Consider the following 20,997-nt stretch of genomic DNA (forward strand, 5'->3'; position numbering starts at 1 on the left):
CATCTGCCTTCAGAGACTTTCATGTTTTACACAAAATTCAATGCATCATGACAACTTTAAAAAACAACGTTCAACTAATTGGCAGATTAGGTACAGACCCTCAAGTGCGTACATTTGAAAGTGGTAAAAAAATGGCCACCTTTTCTCTCGCTACCAACGAGTCCTACACCAACAACAAAGGAGAAAAAGTACAGGACACGCAGTGGCACAACATCGTAATCTGGGGCAATAAGGTAGATATCGCGGAGAAATACCTTAAAAAAGGCAGCGAAGTAGCCGTACAAGGCAAACTGATCAACCGAAGCTATGAAAGCAACGGTGAAAAGAAGTATATCACTGAAATCAATTTGAATGAACTTTTGATGCTGGACAAAAAACCAGCATAACCAACCACACCTCTAGCCAACCGTTAGGGTGCCAAACGCTATAGCTTTGTTGAGCAATAGTAGTTTTGGCACCTTTCTTTTTTTGATACGAGTGGAAACTTTTTCCTACCACAGATACTTTTCACCCATGTGAGTCTCTTTCCTATTGATCTACAGTCACAAAACCTGCTCCCCTGTGATGGAGAAGTTTATTATTTTGAATTCCTAACCTGGGACAAGCAACAGGTATTTTTAAAGGATTTAGAACAGGAAGTAACCTGGGAACATGACCGGGTGGTCATGTTTGGCAAAGAAATCATCACTCCAAGACGAGAAGCCTGGTACGGCGACCAGCCTTTTGGCTATACTTATTCCAAAACAACACGGTATGCTCTGCCATGGACTACTACGCTCCTCAACCTCAAAAAGCAGGTAGAAACCACCACTGATCACTCATAAAACTCATGCCTACTCAACCACTATATGGACGGGAGCCAGGGCATGGGATGGCACAGTGATGACGAACCCGAAATGCTTCCTTTCGGAGCGATAGCCTCTGTAAGCCTGGGTGCTGAGCGGAAATTTGTCTTTAAACATAAAAAGCTGAACACTAAGGTGGAGCTGTGGCTGGCGCCCGGTAGCCTGTTGGTAATGAAAGGCATGACCCAGCGTCACTGGCTACACAGTCTACCAAAGTCCAAAAAGATCAAAGAACCTCGCATCAATCTTACCTTTAGGACCATAGTCAGCTAATGCGGCTTTGATAACTGCCAGCAGCTTTATATCCTTGCAGTAATGATCCCCGATGACCACCCCTACTTTCGGCTCACGAAAAAACAACGGGCTATTTTTATAGGCAAAAGTGCCCTGACCTGTGGTTTGGGAGTATTTGCTTTGAGCATGTTGGCATGGTGGGGTTTCGGTTCACTCATGGTATTGGTGGTCTCCGTTGCAATAGGTTGCAGTGTTTCACTTTCTATTTTAGCACCTTTTGTAGACCTTCCCAGCCTGGTCAAAAACAATCGCATAGGCTACTTATCCCCTTTTTTGCTTTGGCAAAAGAGCAATGACAAAATAATACTTCATGGAGGTACGCTGGTGGAATATTGGTTTTATCTGGACAAAAAATGGAACGCTTCGGAAAGAAAAAGACACATTCTTCATCAGTATTTACTTGGTCTACAACAGCTGATCTACCGGGAGCTACCACCTCATACCACTATACAGGCTACCACACATATCGTGGGAAAAAATACCCTAAAGCGGCTAGGGTTTAAAACCATTTCTAAAAATGAAGTTCAACTGATAATCCTTACGCTAAACTACCCCAACCTGCTGTGTACGATGAGTTTGGCACACGGTAGATTACAGTTTCCCAACCTACGAATGGTAAAATCTTTTGAAACTACAGCTGAAGAACTCAACCAAAGAAGTGAACAGATCCAACTACTCCTTCAGAAACTAGAAGCTTAAAAATGCTAATCAGAAAAGCGGGACGCCAACGCCTTTGGAAAATTGGAACGCATCAGATTGTTGGCGATATTTTGAAGGTGGTGCATGGTCACATCACTAAAGACCATTACTACTTTGCTGCTGGGGTACTGTGCCTGATAAACCAGGAAGTCTGATTCTGAGCCAAACTGAATCCCCTTGTGGTACCAGATATATCCTTTCATAATTTTGGTCATTTTTCGTAATTTATAGCAATAGCTGAATTCCTTAAACGCTGCACTTCTCATTTAAGTACAAAAAAATATCATTTTTATGATATACGAATCTACACCAGGACTTGGATTTACTCAAGATTAATTTCGTTCTTTTTGTTCATTAGCCGGACGAAAAAGCCTGCATCGGCGACATGTTCTAAAATCACCTTGATTAGAAAGGTCAGCGGCACAGACAACAACATCCCAGCCGTACCCCACATAAAAGCCCAAAACACCAAACTAAACAAGACGGTCACAGTATTGATAGATAAAGAGTCTCCGGTCATTTTAGGCTCCACAATACTACCCATCACCAACTGGATACCTTCTAGCGCTATAAACAGAAAAACAAACTGTGAAATACTGGTAGCCTGGAGCCCACCAATAATGAGTGGAGGCACAATAGCAATGAGTGAGCCCACATAAGGAATATAGTTGAGCAGAAAGGCCAATATCCCCCATAGGAGGGCGTACTGAATTCCAAACAACCAGCTAATCAGGCCGATTCCTGTGCCAGTCATCAAACTGACAATGGTCTTTACCTTTATATATACACTGATAGATTCTTTCACACGCCTGAAAGATTCTGCTGCAGCTGTTTCACCATTTTCACCGCTTGTGCCCATGATGTAGTTAATCACTTTATCATACTGGGCTATGGCGCCTAGCAATCCCGCAAAATAGAGAATGGTCATGAGCAGCTCAGTGGCAAATCCACTCAGGGTATTTAAAAACGAGCTGGAAAGAGAGAGTACTTTATCTGTGGGTATGATTCTGGAGATATAGTCTTTGAGCTCCTTTTCGTTTAACTCTGTACCCAGAAATGAAGCCAATTCATCAGCCATAGGCTTCAACTCTCGTGTGACATCAGCGAGGACAGCATCTCTATTGGCTATAAAACCACTTACGGCATTGTAAAATACGAACCCCAGTCCCAAAAATGCGATCACTGATAGTACAGTGGTCAATACCACACTGAGGTTTAATGAGAACTTTTTACGAAAAAGCCCAACAAGGGGCTGCAGTAAAATGGCAAAAAACAATGCAAAAGCCAGCGGAACAAACAAGTCGCTCAGTATTTTCAACAGATAAAGAATGAGAAACGCCAAAAACACCACGAGTATATTCTTGATCACTCTCAGTGATCTGGCTATATCATGTTGGTTTTCCATACTAATTTCAAATTTCAGGTAATTACGTCCATTGGACGTTTGCCAAATCGCTTAAAAAACAAACGAGAAAAATAGCTGGTATTATTAAACCCTACATACCTGGCTACTGCCTCCACCTTTTGATATTCACCTCGTTGTAAAAGTTTCATGGCATGTGTAAGCTTGATCTCTCGCACCAAATTAGCCGGAGACAACCCTGTAAGCTCACCCAATTTTCGATAAAGCTGACGCTCACTCATGGCCAGGTGATGTGCAATATCCCCTACTGATGGGTCGTGCCCTCCCATACTAGCTACCACATACTCACTAATTCGCTCTATTAGATCTGGAGCTTCAGGCGGGCTAGACTCTTCGTTCTCAGACTCATCCACTTTCGATTCCCAACGTGCTCGTGCCCGTTGATTTTCGAATAGATTGTAAACACGAGTACACAGCTCTTCCGGGTGAAATGGCTTTGTAAGGTAATCGTCTACGCCAAGTTGAAGAAATTTTAACTTGTCCTCTTTGGATCCCTTGGCAGTAAGTACCACCACCGGCAATTGATACAAGCCTTCATTTTCTTTTAGCTGCTTAATAAGGTCAAACCCATCCATTTCTGGCATCATCACATCTGTGATAATCAGGTCAGGCTTTTGCTTATCGATCACCTCCAGTGCTTCTACTCCGCCAGACACCACAGTAGTTTTGAAATGGGCTCCCAGAATCTTTTGCAAATATTGCTGCATATCTGGATGGTCTTCTACGATCAAAATGCGCTTTTTGCCGATAGCTTCTAATGAAACCAGCCTACTATCTGACACTTCTTGTACCTCAAGCTCCTTTTCATAAATAGGCATAGTGAGTGTAAAACAGGCTCCACCTTCTGCCCGATTGCATACCTGGAGTTTCCCATTCATTTTGTGTGTAAGATCTCTGGCAATAGCCAATCCCAATCCTGTACCAAATTGTGAAGTGTGTGCTTGATTTTGTGCCTGATAAAAGCGCTCAAAAATATATGAAAGCTCATCATTTGGAATTCCCGGTCCTGTATCCATTACATGAATTTGCAACAGTTCTTGTTCGACCTCAGCCAAAAATGTCACACAGCCTCCTTTTGGAGTAAACTTAAGTGCATTGACGAGTAAATTATTGATAACTCGTTCAAATCGGGTGATGTCAAGGTCTGCTACAATGGTGTCAGTCAGTTCAAGCCGAACCTCAAATCGAATCTCATGTTCTACAAAAAGCGACTCAAAGGAATAGACTATTCGTTTGAGCAGGGGAGATACAGCCTGTGGCAACAAGTCGATTTCAACAGGTGTCATTTCCATCCTTGCCAGATCCAGTAGCTCATCGATCATATGCTCCAATTGTCTGGTGCTTCTTCGTGCCATTTGCAAATTTTCCTCATCCAAATGATCACTATGCAGAACGCCATTTACCAGGGTTAGCGGTGTACGGAGCTCATGGGATATGTTTGAGAAAAACGTCGTTTTCTCTTCTGACGATTGCTGTAACTGTTTGGCCTGCTGCGATATTACCCGATGACTCTCCTTTAGCCTTTTGTGCAATCGGAGGTTTTTGCGGTAGCCATATGCAATAAGACCGGTGATCAACGAAAGCATCGATAGAATAATAACGAGCACGAGATTTTGTCTTTGTTGATCTGCTGACTTTAAAGCCTCTAATGCTTTTTCCTGATTGAGTAACTGTATCAATCGTTCTTTTTCACTGAGATCAAACCGTGCATGGAGCTCATTAAGGCTTTTTTCATTTGCCAATGTTCGAATAGAGTCTTTCATCTCCCCTGCCTTGCGGAAAGTGAGAAGTGCGTCAACAGGTTTACCCTGTTTTTCCAAAATTTCAGACTTCAATTCCAGCGCTTCAAATAAGGTCTCGAGCACACCAAATTCTCTACAATACCTGATGCAACTATTGGCCTTTTGTAAGGCATAAGCGTATTGCATCTCAGCGAAAGCGATTTGTGCCATCAAAAGCTCATTTTGAACCGCAGGAAACTGAAGATTATGGTATTTCATCAGTGAATCACTCACTTGTAATTGCTCTTTGGCTTTTGCATAATCTCCCATTGCAAAAAATACACTGCCCATATTGTGATGACATGCAATAGAACCATAAGCGTCATTGCTGTTTTTCAGCAAGTCAAGACCTTCATTCAACAACACCATTGCTTGCGAAAATTGCCCCAATTTCTTATGAGTCAAAGCCAAATTGATCTTCGCATAAGCAACCTGGAGCTCTGGAGCTTCTGGCCACACCTGAAGTGCCTTCTGTTGATAAGCCAAAGCCTCCTCGTACTTATCATGTTGATTGAAAAGTATCCCCAAATTTCCATATATACTCATGATCATCTCTTTGTCATTGACCAGAGTGGCCTGATCCAAAGCTTTCATGGTATAAGTACGTGCTTGATCATAAGCCGCTATCTGACTATAGGAACTTCCAATATCCAGGTAATAAAAAGCCAGCATTTCCGGATCGCCGACAACCTCGGCTTGATGCACTGCTTTTTCAAACTCTTGAATAGCGGCTACATGATTACCCTGATCGGAATATAGTCTACCCGTCGCTCCATACACTCGCATGATATCTCCTGGCTTACCATACCTTAGAGCTACGCTCAAAGCCTCTTCAAAATAATATAAACTACTATCAGGGTTCTGGTAGCGGTAGAAATACCCTAGTTCTTTTAAAGCATCTATTCGGTAAATGTGTAGGTCATTTGCCTTAGCCAGAGATAAGCTGCTCTTGTATAGATCCAAAGCTATTTCGGGTTCGTCTACTTCCAGCTCTCGGCCCTTTTCAATTAAAGAATCAAGTTGTGCTTCCAACAATTCTTTAGACTGAGCCGGTAACTGCTGTGAAAAGCCCAGAATGGACATAACCCCAATAAAAAAGATGCAATTACGTTTTGTGAGTTCCATCGATAGCAAGGTATTAAAACCATATTTAATCCCGCAACGGTAAATTTCGATTTTTCTAAACAGTCCGGCATAGACTATAGTTAATACATTGAATTTCAGTCGTTTTAAAAAAGATTCAATCAATCAACTAGAGACACTAGAGGCGAATGCTAGGTTGTGGTTGTATAGCGTCTCTTAGTAAGCAGGCAGGTACTTTTCCTGCCTGCTTTTTTTAACTATAATAAGCAATCTTCCCCCTTACTCACGTCCTATCTGCATCTCTACAGCCAAAACAAACACATTTGTTAAAATCTCTTAATTGCTGACCGTTCATGTAACTTCAGCAACACAGGAGAGTATTCGGAGTGTATCTAAAAAGAAACACCCAACGATCTCACCATGCTTACCAACTACCTGAAAATCACCATTCGCCAATTCCAAAGACAACCCGGATATGCCGCGCTCAACATACTCGGACTTACCCTCGGGATAGCTTCCAGCTTACTCATCATCCTCTACCTTCACCACGAAACCAGCTTTGACCAGCAGCACACCAAAGCAAACCGGATTTTTCGTATCTCCTCAGACATCACTGAGCCAGACAATGCTTTTCGATGGGCGGTTACTCAAATGCCACTTGGACGAAAAGTGGCAGAGGATTTTGCTGAAGTGGAGAACTATGTCCGCTTTATTCCCAATGGACGCACACATCTGGTGAAAGCGGACAACCGCTTTATAGAAGAAAAAATCTATTTGGTAGACAGTACAGTTTTCAGTGTGTTTGACTTTCAACTTCTCGCTGGGGATGAAGGCTCAGCACTGGACAATCCTTCATCCATTGTATTGAGTGAAAGTTTGGCCAAAAAGATCTTTGGTGACCAAAACCCTGTAGGCCAGCTTCTCCAGTCGGATGGAGAGAGCGTAGAAGTAACGGGAGTTTATGCAGATCCTCCTGTAACTAGCCACATCCGACCCAGGGCCATGATATCTGCCAGCACGGCCGACCGTAGCCAATCTCAAAACTGGGGCGGCTTTGGCATCTACACTTACATCCTCCTCCATACCCCGGAAGCTGCTGATGCGGTACAACAAAAACTCAACACCATCATAGATGAGTTTGTAGCTGTAATTTTTGATCAGTTTGGCATAAAGGTCCGCTACGAGCTTATCAACTTGAGGAACATCCATTTACACTCTACTTTTGAAGGGGAGCCAGAAGCCATCGGTAGCATGAAATACATCTACATTTTCCTGGCTGTAGCTTTGTTTCTGGTGATGATCGCTAGCATCAATTACATGAACCTCGCTACAGCCCGATCTATGAAACGAGCACTAGAGGTAGGCATACGCAAGGTAATGGGTGCACAACGGAGCACCCTAATCCGACAATTTATCACTGAGTCAATCTTGCTCACTCTGGCGGCACTGGTATTGAGTATTGGGCTGCTTTTGGTACTGGTGCCGTGGCTCAATGACACATTACAAACACACCTCTCCCTCGCTAACTTGTTTAGTTTAGAGCTGTTATCTGCGCTTCTCATTATCCTGCTGATCACCGGAGTAGCCAGTGGAAGTTACCCGGCATTTTATCTGTCTGGGTTTAGACCTGCAGCTGTGCTAAAAGGAAAAGGCGGCAAGGCCGGAAATAAGAAACTTAGAAGCACACTCGTTGCCCTGCAGTTTGCCATTTCTATCTTCATGCTCATTGGCACCCTGATCATTTATGACCAGATGAACTACCTGCGTAATAAAGACATGGGATTTGACAAAGATCGGGTGATCAGATTGGTACAAGACAATCCTGACAACCGGGACAAATGGCCCGTACTGAAGCAAAAGCTCCTTCAGCACCCAGAAATTAAATCCGCAGCTACTGCCAGTACATCACCTGGGCGCGGTTTTGGCAAAAATGTAATGAGTGTGGAAACAAACACAGGTATCATGGAAGAATATGGAGTAGATGCCTATGCCATTGACTATGATTACTTCACTGCTCTGAGCATCCCTATAGTCGCTGGGAGAAATATCAGTCCGAAATTTCCCAGTGATACCGCTACTGCCGTTCTCGTCAACGAATCTATGGTATCCCGCATGGGGTGGGAAAACCCCATCGGCAAAAAGTTTCAGTTTGATCAGGACAGCACCGTGTTTCACAAGGTCATAGGTGTAGTGAAAGATTTTCATCAACGCTCCCTTTACGACCCTATCGAGGCTTTACTTTTTATCCCCTCCGTCAACAACTCCAACATTCTGGTGAAAATCTCCGGTTCTACCTCCGACGGACTGACAGCCATCCGCCAGGCATGGGAAAGCACATTTCCCAATACACCGTTCGAATATTCCTTTCTGGATCAGGATTTTATGGAGGCTTATGAAACTGACCAGCTTAGAGGTAGGCTATTTCTCGGTTTTTCCATCATGATGATACTAATCTCCATTTTGGGATTGCTTGGTTTAGCCTCTTTTACTGCTGAGCAGCGTACCAAAGAAATCAGCATTCGCAAAGTCCTGGGTGCTACTTCCAGAGGGCTCGTTAGCTTGCTAGTGAGGGATTTTATTGTGCTGGTCCTCATAGGTGCGTTGCCTGCCTTTGTACTGGCCTATTTCTTTATGAATGAGTGGCTTGCGTCGTTTGAATACCACGTGGAGCTCAACTTCCTCCTATTTATTCTTGTGCTCCTGATCATTGGAACTATTACCATGTTTACCATAGGTTACTATGCACTTCGAGCAGCCAATACCAATCCTGCGGATCAACTGAAATATGAATAAATAGCCGTGCAAATATATCTCTTCGCTGACGATACTGTCTTTAGGGCAATCGCATTCATCAAGAACGCCAACCCTCACTACGATACGTTATATTTTAAATAAATAAACTACATTGAAATTGGATGTAGGGTCTTTTTTCTTTTTGCAAAAGCAGTCGAAAAGTGTCCTGCACGACTTTACTTTGCAAACCCTTTCACCCCGAGGACGTACCTACTATCTTTAAGAACATAATTACGAAGCAATCATGAACGAGTCGTTCATCAAAAAGATATTTGACAGTCATCTGGAGTATACCAAAACCCCTACCAAGTCATCGATTATCCATTTTTTCAATGAACTACTTGGTGTACTTTTTCCAGACTTTTCCAGTCACCGGGTGAAAACAGAAGACCAACTGGCATCAATACTGGATGACCTGAAAGGCAAGTTAAGAACCATTTTGTCTCGAAACATCTCACTGGAAGGTGACACGAAAGAGGAAGTAATCCAGGCCTTTTTCGAGGCACTGCCTACGCTCTATGAGCGCTTAGAGAAAGACATTGATGCAATGTTTTCAGGTGACCCGGCAGCCTCCGATAAAGCAGAGATCATACGCTCATATCCCGGTTTTTATGCCATAGCTTCCTATCGGCTGGCACATGAGCTGGCCCTACTTGGTGTGAAAAACATTCCCAGAATTATCACTGAGCACGCCCACAGCAAAACGGGTATCGACATCCACCCCAATGCCATCATCGGCGAGCATTTTTGCATAGATCATGGCACGGGCATCGTGATCGGCGAAACGACCATCATCGGACGGCATGTCAAAATCTACCAGGGAGTTACGCTGGGGGCACTAAGTGTAGATAAAAAAGACGCTAACGTAAAACGCCACCCCACCATTGAGGATCATGTGGTGATCTACGCTGGAGCTACCATACTCGGTGGCAAAACGCGCATCGGCAAAAACTCGATCGTAGGTGGCAATGTGTGGCTTACCAAAAGTATCCCGGCCGAATCTCGGGTATATTACAAAGCTGCACTTCACGACGAATCTGAGGACAAATCAGAAATGATTGTAGTAAAGCAAGCCTAACATCGCCCGTTCACAAAGAATCGTTAGTTAGGAGCAACCAAAAACATACAGCATGCAATTATTAGAGCTTATTGGCAACACCCCGCTGGTGGAGATTACCAGTATTTACCAAAACCCAAACGTAAAAATCTTTGGAAAGCTGGAAGGTCAAAACCCGGGTGGTAGTGTGAAAGACCGGGCGGCCTATGGCATGATCTCCGAAGCACTCCGCCGTGGTGATATCAAAAAAGGCGACAAGCTCGTGGAAGCTACTAGTGGCAACACCGGCATAGCCCTGGCCATGATCGCTCAGTCTGCCGGACTGCACATGACCTTACTGATGCCCGAAAACAGCACCAAAGAGCGGATACAAGCCATGAGAGCTTATGGCGCAAAAGTGATCCTGACGCCTGCGGAGAAAACCATTGAGTACTCACGAGAACTGGCAGAGGAAATGGCTGCCAATGAAGGCTACTTCATGCTCAACCAGTTTGCCAATGCCGACAACTACGGCATGCACTACAAAACCACCGGACCTGAAATCTGGCGAGATACGGAAGGAAAAGTAACGCATTTTGTATCGGCCATGGGCACTACTGGCACTATCATGGGAGTATCCCGATACCTGAAGGAGCAAAATCCCAACGTACAGATCGTCGGCACCCAGCCCACCGAAGGCTCAAGCATCCCAGGTATACGCCGCTGGTCACCGGAGTTTTTGCCTAAAATATTCGAAAAAGAACGGGTGGACCGCACCATAGATGTCACAGAAGATGAAGCCCGCACCATGGCTCGAAGGCTGGCAAAGGAAGAAGCCATACTCTCTGGTATGAGCAGCGGAGGGGCACTTACGGCCGCTCTTAAAGTGGCACAAGAGCTAGAAGAAGGCATTATCGTTTTCATCGTTTGCGATACTGGTGAGCGCTATCTGAGCTCTGGTTTGTTCGATTAATTCCAAATCACCAAACAATTACATGTAGCTACACGTAAATAACTACATGAACAATTCCATCAAGTCAATCGAACCATTGGGTTTTCCCTGGGCTACACAGGATCCCTTCCTTTTTTGTGTGTATCACAAGGACGACTATCCAAAAGGCAATGGTAAACTTGGTCCAGATGCTTCACTGGCAGGTCGCAACCTCGGACAGGATTTTGATCCTTCCAATAGCTGGCGAATGTACCACGGCACCACAGTTCCGGGCTTTCCCCAGCATCCACATAGAGGATTCGAAACTGTGACTATTGGAGAAAAAGGGCTAATTGATCACTCGGACTCGCTAGGTGCTGCCGGTCGGTTTGGCAATGGTGATGTACAGTGGATGACCGCCGGCAAGGGCGTCAACCATTCGGAAATGTTTCCGCTCCTCAAGGATGATGAAGAAAACCCATTAGTACTGTTTCAAATTTGGCTCAACCTCCCTAAAAAGAGCAAGTTTGTGGAGCCACACTTTAAAATGCTGTGGTCTGAAGACATCCCGCACTACACCTCCGAAGACCAACAAACAAGCGTAAAAGTGATAGCCGGAAGCATAGGGAATACCACTGCACCGGCACCAGCACCCGACTCATGGGCTGCAGACCCAGCCAATGATGTGGCCATTTGGATCATTTCCATGAAGGCAGGAGCTACCTGGACGCTACCCACAGCAGACCAGGCCACTAACAGATCGCTCTACTACTACGGTGGATCCTCTGCTAAGGTAGCGGGCGAAAATCTTCCCCTACAGCATGTGGCCAAGCTGGATACATCTGGAGAAACGATCATCGAAAACGGTGACGAAGACTCCAAAATGCTACTCCTTCAAGGCAAACCCATCAATGAGCCCGTAGCTCAATACGGTCCGTTTGTGATGAACACCCAGCAGGAAATCCAGGAAGCTTACCAGGAATACCAGCGCACACAGTTTGGTGGATGGCCATGGCCCACAGACGATCATGTACATCCACGAGAAAGTGGACGGTTTGCCCGGCACGCAGATGGACGGGAAGAACGCAAATAATTACCAACAGATAACCCTGAGGTCACGGCTAGCCTCTTGAGGTTCGAAAAAAATATGATTAGCTTTAGGTAGGGCTTGTTTAAGAAGTTTCAGGTGTATTAGACACCTTTTTATTCGTTGAAATGCGGTTTTAAGCAGGCCCTGGATAAACCTAACAGCTATGAATATGTATTATATCGTCAGGAGCTATGTGGCAGCTGCTGACAAGACGGACCAGTTTGAAGCCGTTTACAGTCCCAATGGTGAGTGGTTTCATTTTTTCGAAAAGTGTGAGGATTTTTTAGGCCTGGAGCTCATCAAAAACGCTGGAGATGGCAGCTATCTTCGAATTGACAAATGGATTTCCAAAGCCTCTTACAACGACTTTTTGCAGGAGCAACAGAGCCTATACGAGCAGCTCAATGCCCAGTATAGCGAACTCTACACTGAAGAAACACTCCTCGGCGAGTATGATACCATCAGCTGATACGAGATCAGCCTCGATGATGTAAAGACCTGATGCTTTAGCTTATCCCAATCGGTGGTTTGCAGGATTACCGTTTTACCTTTGCGTCATCGAGAAGATCAAAGAACATACGGTCCCCAGGCTGCACCAACCTGTCCGGTTGAGCGACTATGCTATTGGGATTTTTGAGGAGCTACCCACTAAAAATACGGTAAAAAAGGCCATCAAAAACGGCCAAATACGGGTAAATGAGCAACAAGCCACCACTGGCATCTATGTGGAAGAGGGCATGGTCATCAGCCTCTTTGAACCGCCTATTTCACTCACCCCCTACCCTTTAGAGATAGAAAAGGTCTACGAGGACGATCATCTGGTGGTTGTCTCCAAACCTGCCGGGCTACCCACCAATGGCAATTATTATCGCACCCTGGAAGCCGCTCTAGCACATGAATATGTGCTCCCGAAAATTGCCGGTGCCCTGCTCTCACCCCGGACTGTTCATCGGCTGGACAGTCCCACTACCGGGCTGGTCATTGCGGCCAAAACAGCTAAATCCCGATTTTTATTGGGGCAGCAGTTTGAAAAAGGCAGCATACAAAAAACCTATCACGCGCTGGTCATGGGGGAAACACCCGCCTCGGGTGTTATCACTACGCCAATAGCTGGAAAAGAAGCCATGAGCACCTTTCAGAAAGTAAGCGCTGTGCGATCTCCTATGAATGACTACCTGACACTCCTTCGGCTACAGCCCAAAACGGGTAGAACCCACCAACTGCGCATCCACTGTGCAGCTTCGGGTTTTCCCATCTATGGAGACCAGGAATATGCGGAGCATACGATTCAAAACAAAGGGTTATTTCTGGCAGCCACAGCCATCGCCTTTGAGCACCCAATTACCGGAGCCAATTTAGAAGTGACTATTGCACTTCCTGCCAAATTTGAAAACCGAATGAAAAATGAAGACAAACGCTGGAAACGTCATCGCCGATGAGCTAGTTATTCGGGCCGCACAGCCAGAAGAGGCTGAGCAATTGCGCCAGTTTGCACGTGAACACTTTATAGCTACGTATGCAGCGCAAAACACCCCTGAAAACCTGGCTATCTACCTGGAGCAAGCCTTTGGCCCTCAAAATTTCCAAAAGGAATTTGACCACCCTGAGTCCATATTCTACCTCGTCCTTCAAAACGAAAAAATCATAGGCTACTACAAAACCAATACTGGCACCGCACAGACCGAAAGCGATCAACCCAACTCACTAGAAATCGAGCGCATCTATGTGACAGGCACGCTCAAAGGACGTGGGATCGGCAGGCAAATGATCAACCATGCAATCACCATCTGTCGTCAGCAACACCTCCGATACATCTGGCTGGGCGTCTGGGAGCACAACCCTAAAGCCATTGCCTTTTATGAAAAACTGGGCTTTGAGCGTATCGGATTCCATGATTTTCAGCTGGGAGATGAAGTGCAACGCGACTACATCTATCGTCTCAGGGTCTAGCTTTCCATGGTATTGCCTTCTGCTGGGATCGGCCTTTCAGCAAACATGCGGGCAAAATGATACAGATTATGCGCCATGATACGGGTGTTGCGCTGGGTCCATTCATTGCTTTGGCCAGCTTCTATGTAGGAAGGCCCCGGGCCTCCTTCGCCTACCCAGTATACATCCGCATTGGGTGGAATCGTAAAGCCAATGTGCTGGAGCCCATACAAAATAGACCTGGCGGAAGCTTTGCCTCCATCTTCATTTCCGGTGATCACTGTGCCTCCTACTTTGTTGTAGTAGATCCACTGGCCTTTGTCGTTGGTCTCTCCGCTGCTGGCATAGAGGCGCTCCATCACCTTGGTGGCCAGTGAGCTCTTTTCACCCAGCCAGATAGGGGTGCTCACTACCAGTATTTCGGCATCAAGTACTTTTTGGAATATTTCGGGCCACTCATCACCTGCCCCTGCATCTGCTTCCATGCGCGCCGGGATTTCATGGTCTACCACACGAATTTCTTCTGTTTCCACTCCCAGGTCTTCCAGCACGTCTCTGCATTTTTGATTGAGCACTGCGGTGTTGGACTCCTCCGGGCTGGGTTTTAACGTACAATTCAGGAATAAAGCTTTCATCGTTCTGTTGTTTTTACACACAGAACATGCGCACTGCCAATATGTTAGGCCAGTAGCTAGTCTAGCTCCGCCTCAAACATAGCCAGCTGCTCGCGGTAGTGCATCAGGTCCTCTAGCTCCAACTCTGCGGCCTGTAGCGCTTGCTTGCCGTATTTCACTGCTGCTTTGCTATTGCCCAGCTTGTATTGGAGCGAAGCATAAGTATCCAGATAGGTCGCATTTGGGTAGGTGGTGATCACTTGCTTCATCCACTCTGCGGCTTTCGCCAAATGTGCCTGGTCTTCCACAAACAAATAAAACTTCCATCCAAATTCATTAAGCTGATCTGGATCAGTGACGTCTTGCTCGTCCACCACCTTCACCGCACTCGCACCATACTTTTTCCAGTTGGCTTTGAGGTCCGCAGTTTTCAGTTGGGTCAGTGACAGCAACTCATCTTGCCTGGCAAAGTCTACTTCCTGCATAAGCTTCTCTAGCGACTGGGTGGCAAAAAGAGTAAGATCCTCCCCCTCATAGATGGCTATCAACTGATCTAGCAAAACCGTGTAGATTTTGGCCTCTACGGTGTCCTTGCCATAGCGATCTGCAAAAGCCTGCTGCTGGGTGAGCAAGTACTGAAACTGCTCACTGTGGACATCACTGATATTTAAGTTGATCATGTTCCACGCCACTTCATCCACCCATTGCTCTTTTGGCGTTTCCGCAAAAAAAGTATCCACCAAAAAAGTTGATTCCATACAGGCATCGGCCAAAAGCAGCGAAAAGTTGACCAAAAATGTATTGGAGCGCTCACCAGCAGCAAATTGCTCCTGGTACCACCGCAAAGTGCTATCCCCAAGCGCCTGACGCCCGAGCGCTATCAGTTCGTTGGTTTCTACTGCCCCACACCCTCTGTGGATCAGTTCTCCTTCTGCATCCAAAAACAAAAGGGTAGGATATGAATCTACCCCATGCAGTTCGCCAAGCTGCGCTCCTGGAAAATCATCCATGTCGAGGCGGATGTTCACAAAATTTTCATTGAAAAACGCTCCTACCTCCTGATCGGTGAACACATATTTCTCCAAAACAGCACATGGCTGGCTCCAATGCACGTAGCCTTCCAGAAAAATCGGCTTACTTTCGTCAGCAGCGGCCTGCAGGGCTTCATCCCATGAGATATCCCGAAAAACGATACCTTCATCCTGCGCCTGGGTCTTAAAACCGACTAAAACACACATTGCAGCGAAAAACCATAGCTTCGTCATATCTTGTCTTCGTATTTTTGGATTAAATCTAAATGGAATTCATGACTCTTCGAAGGCTCACAAATTATATCCTCATTACCCTGATCATAAGCACCTGCCAGGTCACCATTGCCCAAACAGACAACAGCGAGGACTATGTACAGTCCATTAAGGAATGGCAAGAGGAACTGAACGACTCTTATAAGGATCCTGAGGAAAGCCCACTACCCAAAAAAGCACGGAAAAAATTCAAGGGATTGGATTACTTTCCAATAGCCCCTAAATACCGTGTAGAAGCAATACTAGAGCTAACTCCTGATGCGGAACCTTTCATGATGCCTACAACTTCGGGCACGAAACCCATTTATGTCAAATACGGCATTGCTACTTTTGAAATAGATGGCCAATCATTTCAACTCAGCCTGTACCAAAACCTCCAGCTCAAAACCACAGAAGAATACGCTGACTACCTTTTCGCCCCTTTTACGGACCTGACTAGTGGAAACGAATCCTATGGCGGTGGCCGCTACATGGACCTACGCATGCAAGACACTCCGGGCACCATCATCCTGGACTTCAATAAATCCTACAACCCCTACTGTGCTTACAGTGACAATTACTCCTGTCCTATTCCTCCTCGTGAGAATGACTTAGCTTTGGAGATCAAAGCAGGTGTAAAAGCCTGGAAAAAGTAACGCAAGAGGCCATTGAAGATACACATTAAGACCATGCACGGGCTAGAGGACATCCTAGCCGAAGAGCTCCAACAACTTGGCGGAGCCAGCAACATTCGTACACACAAACGCTCAGTTTCCTGCGAGGGTGATCTGGAGTTTCTCTACCGAGCAAACCTCAATCTCCGCACGGCACTCAAAATACTGGTGCCTGTACATAAATTTACGGCCCGCAATGAGCAGCAGCTCTACGATGAGGTAATGAAACATGACTGGTCCAAGTATCTCAAGCTGGAGCAAACTTTTGCCATAGACAACACGATTTTTTCTGAGTACTTTAAGCACAGCAAATACGCTGCACTGAAAACCAAAGATGCGATGGTGGATCAGTTTCGTAAGAAAATGGGCCGCAGACCATCTGTAGATATCAAAAACCCGGACGTGCAATTTGACCTGCATGCCTTTAAAGACCAGTTTACCATCTCTGTAGACAGCTCTGGCCATACCCTCAATCGGCGGGGCTATCGCGAGCCTGGCCATGAGGCACCTATGAACGAGGTACTGGCGGCAGGCTTGCTAAAGCTTGCGGGCTGGAACAAGTCTATACCGCTGGTAGACCCCATGTGTGGAACAGGCACCATCCTGATAGAAGCTGCCATGATGGGCCAAAACATCCCTCCAAACCTCAATAGACGTGAGTTTGGATTTAAAAACTGGACCAACTACCATCCAGAGCTCTGGAACAAGGTGCTGGCTGAAGGACGTGCTGGTATCCGCAAGGCGAAACTGGACATCAGTGGTGGAGATATAGATGGAGATACCGTGCTGCGGGCCAACAAATCGTTGAGGAAGTTTAAGCTTACAGATGCTGTGAGCATCCGGCGCGTAGCATTGGAGGACCACAAACCACAAGTAGCCGGTAGAGGCATGGTAGTCACCAACCCTCCGTATGGGGAGCGCATTGGCCGAACGAATACCAATGATTTCTACAAAACGATCAGTGACGTGCTCAAAAACAATTTTACAGGATATGATGCCTGGGTGATGAGCTCCAACATGCAGGCCTTCAAGCATTTGAAGCTGCGTGCTTCTAAAAAGATCGTGCTTTTCAATGGAGCACTAGAATGTAAGTTTCAAAAATATGAGCTCTACCGGGGTAGTAAAGAGTAACTCACCTACAGCAAACATTCCATAGTTTTTGGTGTTGGTTTTTTGGGTCAAACAAAAATAAAACCAACAAACAATGAATAACGGAAGCACTGCAGATTCACTAGCTCAGGCTACCAAGAATGTAGCTAAAGAACTAAAGGCAGAGATGGAAGCTCCAGTGGAAACCATCACAAGTAAAATTAACAACTGGCTGGATGCACTAGTAGCTATGCTACCAAACATGGCAGTAGCCGTAGTGCTTTTTATACTTTTCCTAATTTCTGCCAAAGCAGTACAGAAGGTTTTTCTGAAGCTCTTTAAAAAATCTTCACAAAACAAAGCCCTGGAAAACCTATTCGGGACGATCGTATATTACATTGTGCTGGGTACTGGCCTATTTATCATACTGGAGGTCTTACAGCTAGACAAAGCCGTTACCTCCTTGCTCGCCGGTGTAGGGGTAGTAGGACTGGCACTTGGTTTTGCCTTTCAGGACATTGCTGCAAATTTTGTGAGTGGAATAATACTTGCGTTTCGCACGCCATTCACCATTGGTCACATTGTGAAAATAGGTGACTATATGGGTACGGTGGCTCGCACCAACCTACGGGTGACGGTTGTAAAAACATTTCAGGGACAGGAAGTATACATCCCAAACAAGGATGTACTCCAAAGCCCTATCGAAAACTTTTCGATTCTGGGGCAGTACCGTATTGATCTTGCTGTAGGCATCTCTTATGGCGATGATCTGGAAAAAGTGGAAGAGCTGGTACTGGAGACTATCCATAATCTGGAAGGAGTTATCCGGCACGATGATATGATATTTACCTACACAGCATTCGGGGATAGCTCCATCAATTTCGAAATCAAATTTTGGGTAGATTATCCCGACCATCCTGGATTCTTAGCGATGCGAACACGTGCTATAAAAGCTATCAAAAAGGCTTTTGATGAAAATGACATCACGATACCATTCCCTATTCGTACGCTGGACTTTGGTATCAAAGGTGGTGAAACACTGAGCCAGATGCAGCTAAATACTACGAGTGGCTCCCCTAAGGGCGCAAGTGGCTCGAAGGAATAACGCTGGCCAGCTGGACGGGATAGCAGCGGCATCCCTGCGCAGCAGGATATAGCGAATAGCCCGGATATCGGTGGTGATGCGCAGGGGTGGTTCTCCCCTGAAAAAGAGAAATTTTGTGGAATTATTTGGGGATGGTAAGTTGTTACTATCTTTGCACACCTTTTTGCAGCAGGCAGAGAGGCACACTTGGGGTCGACCGGAATCGACAGGAAGTGTAAATGATATACTTGCATGTCAGGTGGAGAGTGTACACCTGTGATCAATTCGCTCGAACTATACTTGGCGAAGAATCTTACGCCATGGCAGCCTAATCACGACTCAGATGTTGTGATTAACCAGGGTTGAGGCCAAAGCCTCCCCCTGCCACATCCCTCCAGGATTCTGTCCTGTAATCCGGACTCAGGGGTGTCGACCTTCAGGACTAGTGTGAGTGAGGCTACTAAGCTCATGCGAAACTCCAGTGGCTGGCTAGTTAAGTAGGGTGTTGTTCTCCGGCTTGCTAGCGAGATCAAATGATCAACTAAACATGTAGAGGGTATATGATTTCCTTTGCTGGACGAGGGTTCGAATCCCTCCGACTCCACATAAAACATAAAAAGCTCACCTTTTAGGTGGGCTTTTCGTGTTTTAAATGATTGGGTCAATCCTGAAACAAAGTGATTCGTTGAGACCAACCAAAATCCTGATCTTTTCAATATCTTCCAGTGATTCAAACAACTGATAAAAACCACTATACATGAAATAACCAACAAGAATATCAAAGTACCTTGTGTTACTCAGGGTAGGTTTAAACCTATCGAGTAAGGATTAATTTTTCTCGTTGGTAAAAAAGCTAAGTCTGTTGACATATTCGGTAGCGTTGAAATTACTTAATACTATTGATCAAATCCATTAAGTTCTAGAAAACTGAAATAAAAGATTAAAATCATTATGATCTGCTGCTTTCACAGCCTTCAGATAATTGGTTCTGGCCTGACTGTTTGAGGAGAGGTCGCCTGCCCCCCAGGAGAAGACTTCTTGTCCGTAAATTTTCTCAATAATGACATCTGCCATCAACCGGCTGTGTCGGCCATTGCCATTGGGGAAACAGTGTATGCTTACTATCCGATGTTTAAACCTGATCGCCAATTCATCGGGTTCAAATACGGAATCTCTATACCAGAGCATTGCATCATCTAGTAGCATTTTCAACTGGGTTGGGATCTGCCAATAATCTACACCAATGTTTTTCTGAGTGGAGCGAAACTGGCCCGCCCATTTCCAGACTTCCCCAAACATGCGCTTATGTAAATCCCTGATGAATTTTTCGGATAGAATCTGCTCAGGTTTGAATTTCCTGGTGAGCAACCATTGAAGTGATTCCTCAATATTGTGTTGCTCAAATTCATCCAATTCTTCGCGAGTGGAGATCGTCGGAATTTTTAGCCCTTCTTTCTCCTCCTCATCCAGCGGTGTTTGACCATCGATGTATTCCAGGTTCAATCCCATAGTATTTTCGGGATTTCTCGTTTGAGCTCATCTGTTCGTTGGTCAATGGCCTTTTTGATCCTTTCCGCAGAATTTTCCTGATCCTCCAGTTTCATCGTGTTTGAGGTTCTGGACACAATTCGAGTGGCCAGGGCTTTGGCTTTCTTCTCTATCAGGGAATCAAGGGATCCGTCTTTTGGTACAAACCCATAGACCAGAGTCATTTCAAGAGCGTTAGCTGCCTCCCGCAATGACTTCAACGTAATACTCCCGTCTTTCTCCCGTTGCTCAATCTCCGAAGCACTTTGTTTGGATATAGCAAGCTTATTGCCTAGCTGCTGCAATGAAATTCCCAGAGCCGTACGAACCGCCTTGATCCATCCAGTGGGTGGAGGCACTACTTGGGCCAATGGTTCAAATGGTTTCAATTTGGCATTCATTTGATCAATCAAGAGTCTTTGCTTGCTCATAATCGTAAGGGTATAGCCTGACTAATTTCTCACTAAAGTAAGTATATAACCTGACAAAATAAAATATAAAGTAAGGGAATAACCTGACGAAATACCTTAAATATCTCCCCGGATGGCTATGATCTCTTATCATCGACATGCCAAATGAAATGAGGTTCCTTTTCCATGTTTTGATTGATGTGCCTCTTCTTTTTCCTGATTGTACCTTTTGGCATGCCTTTGCAGTATTGAAAGTTGGCCATTTGAAAATGAAGCTCGGCGGTAAACTTAGGCTTGATCAGTTTGAAAAAACGGATTTCATCCTCCTGGCTCATTTCTTGAATTGAAGAGAAGCCGGCTTTAAGCTTGGTGATCATTCCCTCGCAATGCTTGATCTTGAGGGTGCTCTATA

At 45.4% G+C, this 20,997-nt stretch carries 21 protein-coding genes, 1 other RNA gene and 1 pseudogene; 15 read left to right on the forward strand and 8 right to left on the reverse strand.

Annotated elements, in window-relative coordinates:
- Positions 1–47 precede the first annotated feature (47 nt).
- The 4 genes and pseudogenes from C7460_RS15040 to C7460_RS15050 all read left to right on the forward strand — a co-directional run bounded on the left by C7460_RS15040 (position 48) and on the right by C7460_RS15050 (position 1,838).
- Positions 48–386 carry a single-stranded DNA-binding protein gene (locus C7460_RS15040; RefSeq protein ID WP_115868941.1) on the forward strand — a complete coding sequence of 113 codons (339 nt, stop codon included), beginning with the start codon at positions 48–50 and terminating at the stop codon, positions 384–386.
- A gap of 129 nt (positions 387–515) precedes the next feature.
- A complete protein-coding gene (locus C7460_RS24305) occupies positions 516–824 on the forward strand; it encodes an alpha-ketoglutarate-dependent dioxygenase AlkB family protein (RefSeq protein ID WP_245986380.1) in 309 nt (102 codons plus the stop codon).
- A 12-nt stretch (positions 825–836) separates the two neighbouring features.
- Positions 837–1,118 (forward strand): annotated as a pseudogene (locus C7460_RS24310) (alpha-ketoglutarate-dependent dioxygenase AlkB family protein); the annotation flags it as partial.
- Positions 1,119–1,160: 42 nt separating this feature from the next.
- Positions 1,161–1,838, forward strand: coding sequence for a hypothetical protein (locus C7460_RS15050; protein ID WP_115868942.1), 678 nt, complete (start codon positions 1,161–1,163; stop codon positions 1,836–1,838).
- Between the two features lie 5 nt (positions 1,839–1,843).
- Here the strand turns inward: C7460_RS15050 and C7460_RS15055 are convergent, their stop codons facing one another.
- From C7460_RS15055 to C7460_RS15065, 3 genes are all read right to left on the reverse strand, one after another.
- A complete protein-coding gene (locus C7460_RS15055; protein ID WP_147302969.1) occupies positions 1,844–2,041 on the reverse strand; it encodes a hypothetical protein in 198 nt (65 codons plus the stop codon).
- 119 nt (positions 2,042–2,160) lie between these two features.
- Positions 2,161–3,243 carry an AI-2E family transporter gene (locus C7460_RS15060; protein ID WP_115868944.1) on the reverse strand — a complete coding sequence of 361 codons (1,083 nt, stop codon included), beginning with the start codon at positions 3,241–3,243 and terminating at the stop codon, positions 2,161–2,163.
- 14 nt (positions 3,244–3,257) lie between these two features.
- Positions 3,258–6,167: a response regulator gene (locus C7460_RS15065; RefSeq protein ID WP_115868945.1), complete on the reverse strand. Its 2,910-nt coding sequence runs from the start codon at positions 6,165–6,167 to the stop codon at positions 3,258–3,260.
- Between the two features lie 378 nt (positions 6,168–6,545).
- On the opposite strand from C7460_RS15065, the gene C7460_RS15070 reads away from it, so the two are divergent.
- From C7460_RS15070 to C7460_RS15100, 7 genes are all read left to right on the forward strand, one after another.
- Complete coding sequence (locus C7460_RS15070; RefSeq protein ID WP_115868946.1) at positions 6,546–8,918, forward strand: ABC transporter permease; 2,373 nt, start codon at positions 6,546–6,548, stop codon at positions 8,916–8,918.
- A gap of 244 nt (positions 8,919–9,162) precedes the next feature.
- Positions 9,163–9,996 carry a serine O-acetyltransferase gene (locus C7460_RS15075; protein ID WP_115868947.1) on the forward strand — a complete coding sequence of 278 codons (834 nt, stop codon included), beginning with the start codon at positions 9,163–9,165 and terminating at the stop codon, positions 9,994–9,996.
- Between the two features lie 52 nt (positions 9,997–10,048).
- A complete protein-coding gene (gene cysM, locus C7460_RS15080) occupies positions 10,049–10,927 on the forward strand; it encodes a cysteine synthase CysM (protein ID WP_115868948.1) in 879 nt (292 codons plus the stop codon).
- A 46-nt stretch (positions 10,928–10,973) separates the two neighbouring features.
- A complete protein-coding gene (locus C7460_RS15085; protein WP_115868949.1) occupies positions 10,974–11,978 on the forward strand; it encodes a pirin family protein in 1,005 nt (334 codons plus the stop codon).
- 160 nt (positions 11,979–12,138) lie between these two features.
- Entirely contained in the window at positions 12,139–12,444 is a 306-nt protein-coding gene (locus tag C7460_RS15090; RefSeq protein WP_147302970.1) for a hypothetical protein, read from the forward strand.
- 139 nt (positions 12,445–12,583) lie between these two features.
- On the forward strand, positions 12,584–13,414 hold the full coding sequence (locus tag C7460_RS15095) for an RluA family pseudouridine synthase (protein WP_115868951.1): 831 nt from the start codon (positions 12,584–12,586) through the stop codon (positions 13,412–13,414).
- A complete protein-coding gene (locus C7460_RS15100; protein WP_115868952.1) occupies positions 13,380–13,925 on the forward strand; it encodes a GNAT family N-acetyltransferase in 546 nt (181 codons plus the stop codon). The genes C7460_RS15095 and C7460_RS15100 overlap by 35 nt, the downstream gene beginning before the upstream one ends.
- Here the strand turns inward: C7460_RS15100 and C7460_RS15105 are convergent.
- Together C7460_RS15105 and C7460_RS15110 are read right to left on the reverse strand one after the other, a co-directional pair.
- Positions 13,922–14,539, reverse strand: a complete 618-nt coding sequence (locus tag C7460_RS15105) for a flavodoxin family protein (RefSeq protein ID WP_115868953.1) — start codon at positions 14,537–14,539, stop codon at positions 13,922–13,924. The genes C7460_RS15100 and C7460_RS15105 overlap by 4 nt on opposite strands.
- 56 nt (positions 14,540–14,595) lie before the next feature.
- Entirely contained in the window at positions 14,596–15,783 is a 1,188-nt protein-coding gene (locus tag C7460_RS15110; RefSeq protein ID WP_115868954.1) for a thioredoxin family protein, read from the reverse strand.
- A 41-nt stretch (positions 15,784–15,824) separates the two neighbouring features.
- Between C7460_RS15110 and C7460_RS15115 the strand changes: the two genes are divergently transcribed.
- The 4 genes from C7460_RS15115 to ssrA all read left to right on the forward strand — a co-directional run bounded on the left by C7460_RS15115 (position 15,825) and on the right by ssrA (position 19,255).
- Positions 15,825–16,457 (forward strand): DUF1684 domain-containing protein, encoded by a 633-nt coding sequence (locus C7460_RS15115; protein ID WP_245986384.1) that lies wholly within the window; start codon positions 15,825–15,827, stop codon positions 16,455–16,457.
- Between the two features lie 12 nt (positions 16,458–16,469).
- Positions 16,470–17,606, forward strand: a complete 1,137-nt coding sequence (locus C7460_RS15120; RefSeq protein ID WP_147302971.1) for a THUMP domain-containing class I SAM-dependent RNA methyltransferase — start codon at positions 16,470–16,472, stop codon at positions 17,604–17,606.
- A gap of 73 nt (positions 17,607–17,679) precedes the next feature.
- Positions 17,680–18,669 (forward strand): mechanosensitive ion channel family protein, encoded by a 990-nt coding sequence (locus C7460_RS15125; RefSeq protein ID WP_115868957.1) that lies wholly within the window; start codon positions 17,680–17,682, stop codon positions 18,667–18,669.
- A 188-nt stretch (positions 18,670–18,857) separates the two neighbouring features.
- Positions 18,858–19,255: a transfer-messenger RNA gene (gene ssrA, locus C7460_RS15130) on the forward strand.
- Positions 19,256–19,560: 305 nt separating this feature from the next.
- On the opposite strand, the gene C7460_RS15140 is transcribed toward ssrA, so the two are convergent.
- The 3 genes from C7460_RS15140 to C7460_RS24085 all read right to left on the reverse strand — a co-directional run bounded on the left by C7460_RS15140 (position 19,561) and on the right by C7460_RS24085 (position 20,962).
- Positions 19,561–20,157: a mobile mystery protein B gene (locus C7460_RS15140; protein ID WP_115868958.1), complete on the reverse strand. Its 597-nt coding sequence runs from the start codon at positions 20,155–20,157 to the stop codon at positions 19,561–19,563.
- Entirely contained in the window at positions 20,148–20,606 is a 459-nt protein-coding gene (locus tag C7460_RS15145) for a mobile mystery protein A (RefSeq protein WP_115868959.1), read from the reverse strand. The genes C7460_RS15140 and C7460_RS15145 overlap by 10 nt, the downstream gene beginning before the upstream one ends.
- A 116-nt stretch (positions 20,607–20,722) precedes the next feature.
- Positions 20,723–20,962 carry a hypothetical protein gene (locus C7460_RS24085; protein ID WP_115868960.1) on the reverse strand — a complete coding sequence of 80 codons (240 nt, stop codon included), beginning with the start codon at positions 20,960–20,962 and terminating at the stop codon, positions 20,723–20,725.
- Between the last annotated feature and the right edge of the window lie 35 nt (positions 20,963–20,997).

The sequence above is a fragment of the Marinoscillum furvescens DSM 4134 genome, from assembly GCF_003386095.1.
GTDB classification, from domain to species: Bacteria; Bacteroidota; Bacteroidia; order Cytophagales; family Cyclobacteriaceae; genus Marinoscillum; species Marinoscillum furvescens.

Bases quoted from the DNA above. Each gene is read 5' to 3' on its own strand.
- C7460_RS15040 (WP_115868941.1), top strand. From the start codon at position 48: ATGACAACTTTAAAAAACAACGTTCAACTAATTGGCAGATTAGGTACA.
- C7460_RS15050 (WP_115868942.1), top strand. From the start codon at position 1,161: ATGATCCCCGATGACCACCCCTACTTTCGGCTCACGAAAAAACAACGG.
- C7460_RS15055 (WP_147302969.1), bottom strand. From the start codon at position 2,041: ATGAAAGGATATATCTGGTACCACAAGGGGATTCAGTTTGGCTCAGAA.
- C7460_RS15060 (WP_115868944.1), bottom strand. From the start codon at position 3,243: ATGGAAAACCAACATGATATAGCCAGATCACTGAGAGTGATCAAGAAT.
- C7460_RS15065 (WP_115868945.1), bottom strand. From the start codon at position 6,167: ATGGAACTCACAAAACGTAATTGCATCTTTTTTATTGGGGTTATGTCC.
- C7460_RS15070 (WP_115868946.1), top strand. From the start codon at position 6,546: ATGCTTACCAACTACCTGAAAATCACCATTCGCCAATTCCAAAGACAA.
- C7460_RS15075 (WP_115868947.1), top strand. From the start codon at position 9,163: ATGAACGAGTCGTTCATCAAAAAGATATTTGACAGTCATCTGGAGTAT.
- cysM (WP_115868948.1), top strand. From the start codon at position 10,049: ATGCAATTATTAGAGCTTATTGGCAACACCCCGCTGGTGGAGATTACC.
- C7460_RS15085 (WP_115868949.1), top strand. From the start codon at position 10,974: ATGAACAATTCCATCAAGTCAATCGAACCATTGGGTTTTCCCTGGGCT.
- C7460_RS15090 (WP_147302970.1), top strand. From the start codon at position 12,139: ATGAATATGTATTATATCGTCAGGAGCTATGTGGCAGCTGCTGACAAG.
- C7460_RS15100 (WP_115868952.1), top strand. From the start codon at position 13,380: ATGAAGACAAACGCTGGAAACGTCATCGCCGATGAGCTAGTTATTCGG.
- C7460_RS15105 (WP_115868953.1), bottom strand. From the start codon at position 14,539: ATGAAAGCTTTATTCCTGAATTGTACGTTAAAACCCAGCCCGGAGGAG.
- C7460_RS15110 (WP_115868954.1), bottom strand. From the start codon at position 15,783: ATGACGAAGCTATGGTTTTTCGCTGCAATGTGTGTTTTAGTCGGTTTT.
- C7460_RS15115 (WP_245986384.1), top strand. From the start codon at position 15,825: ATGACTCTTCGAAGGCTCACAAATTATATCCTCATTACCCTGATCATA.
- C7460_RS15125 (WP_115868957.1), top strand. From the start codon at position 17,680: ATGAATAACGGAAGCACTGCAGATTCACTAGCTCAGGCTACCAAGAAT.
- C7460_RS15140 (WP_115868958.1), bottom strand. From the start codon at position 20,157: ATGGGATTGAACCTGGAATACATCGATGGTCAAACACCGCTGGATGAG.
- C7460_RS15145 (WP_115868959.1), bottom strand. From the start codon at position 20,606: ATGAGCAAGCAAAGACTCTTGATTGATCAAATGAATGCCAAATTGAAA.
- C7460_RS24085 (WP_115868960.1), bottom strand. From the start codon at position 20,962: ATGATCACCAAGCTTAAAGCCGGCTTCTCTTCAATTCAAGAAATGAGC.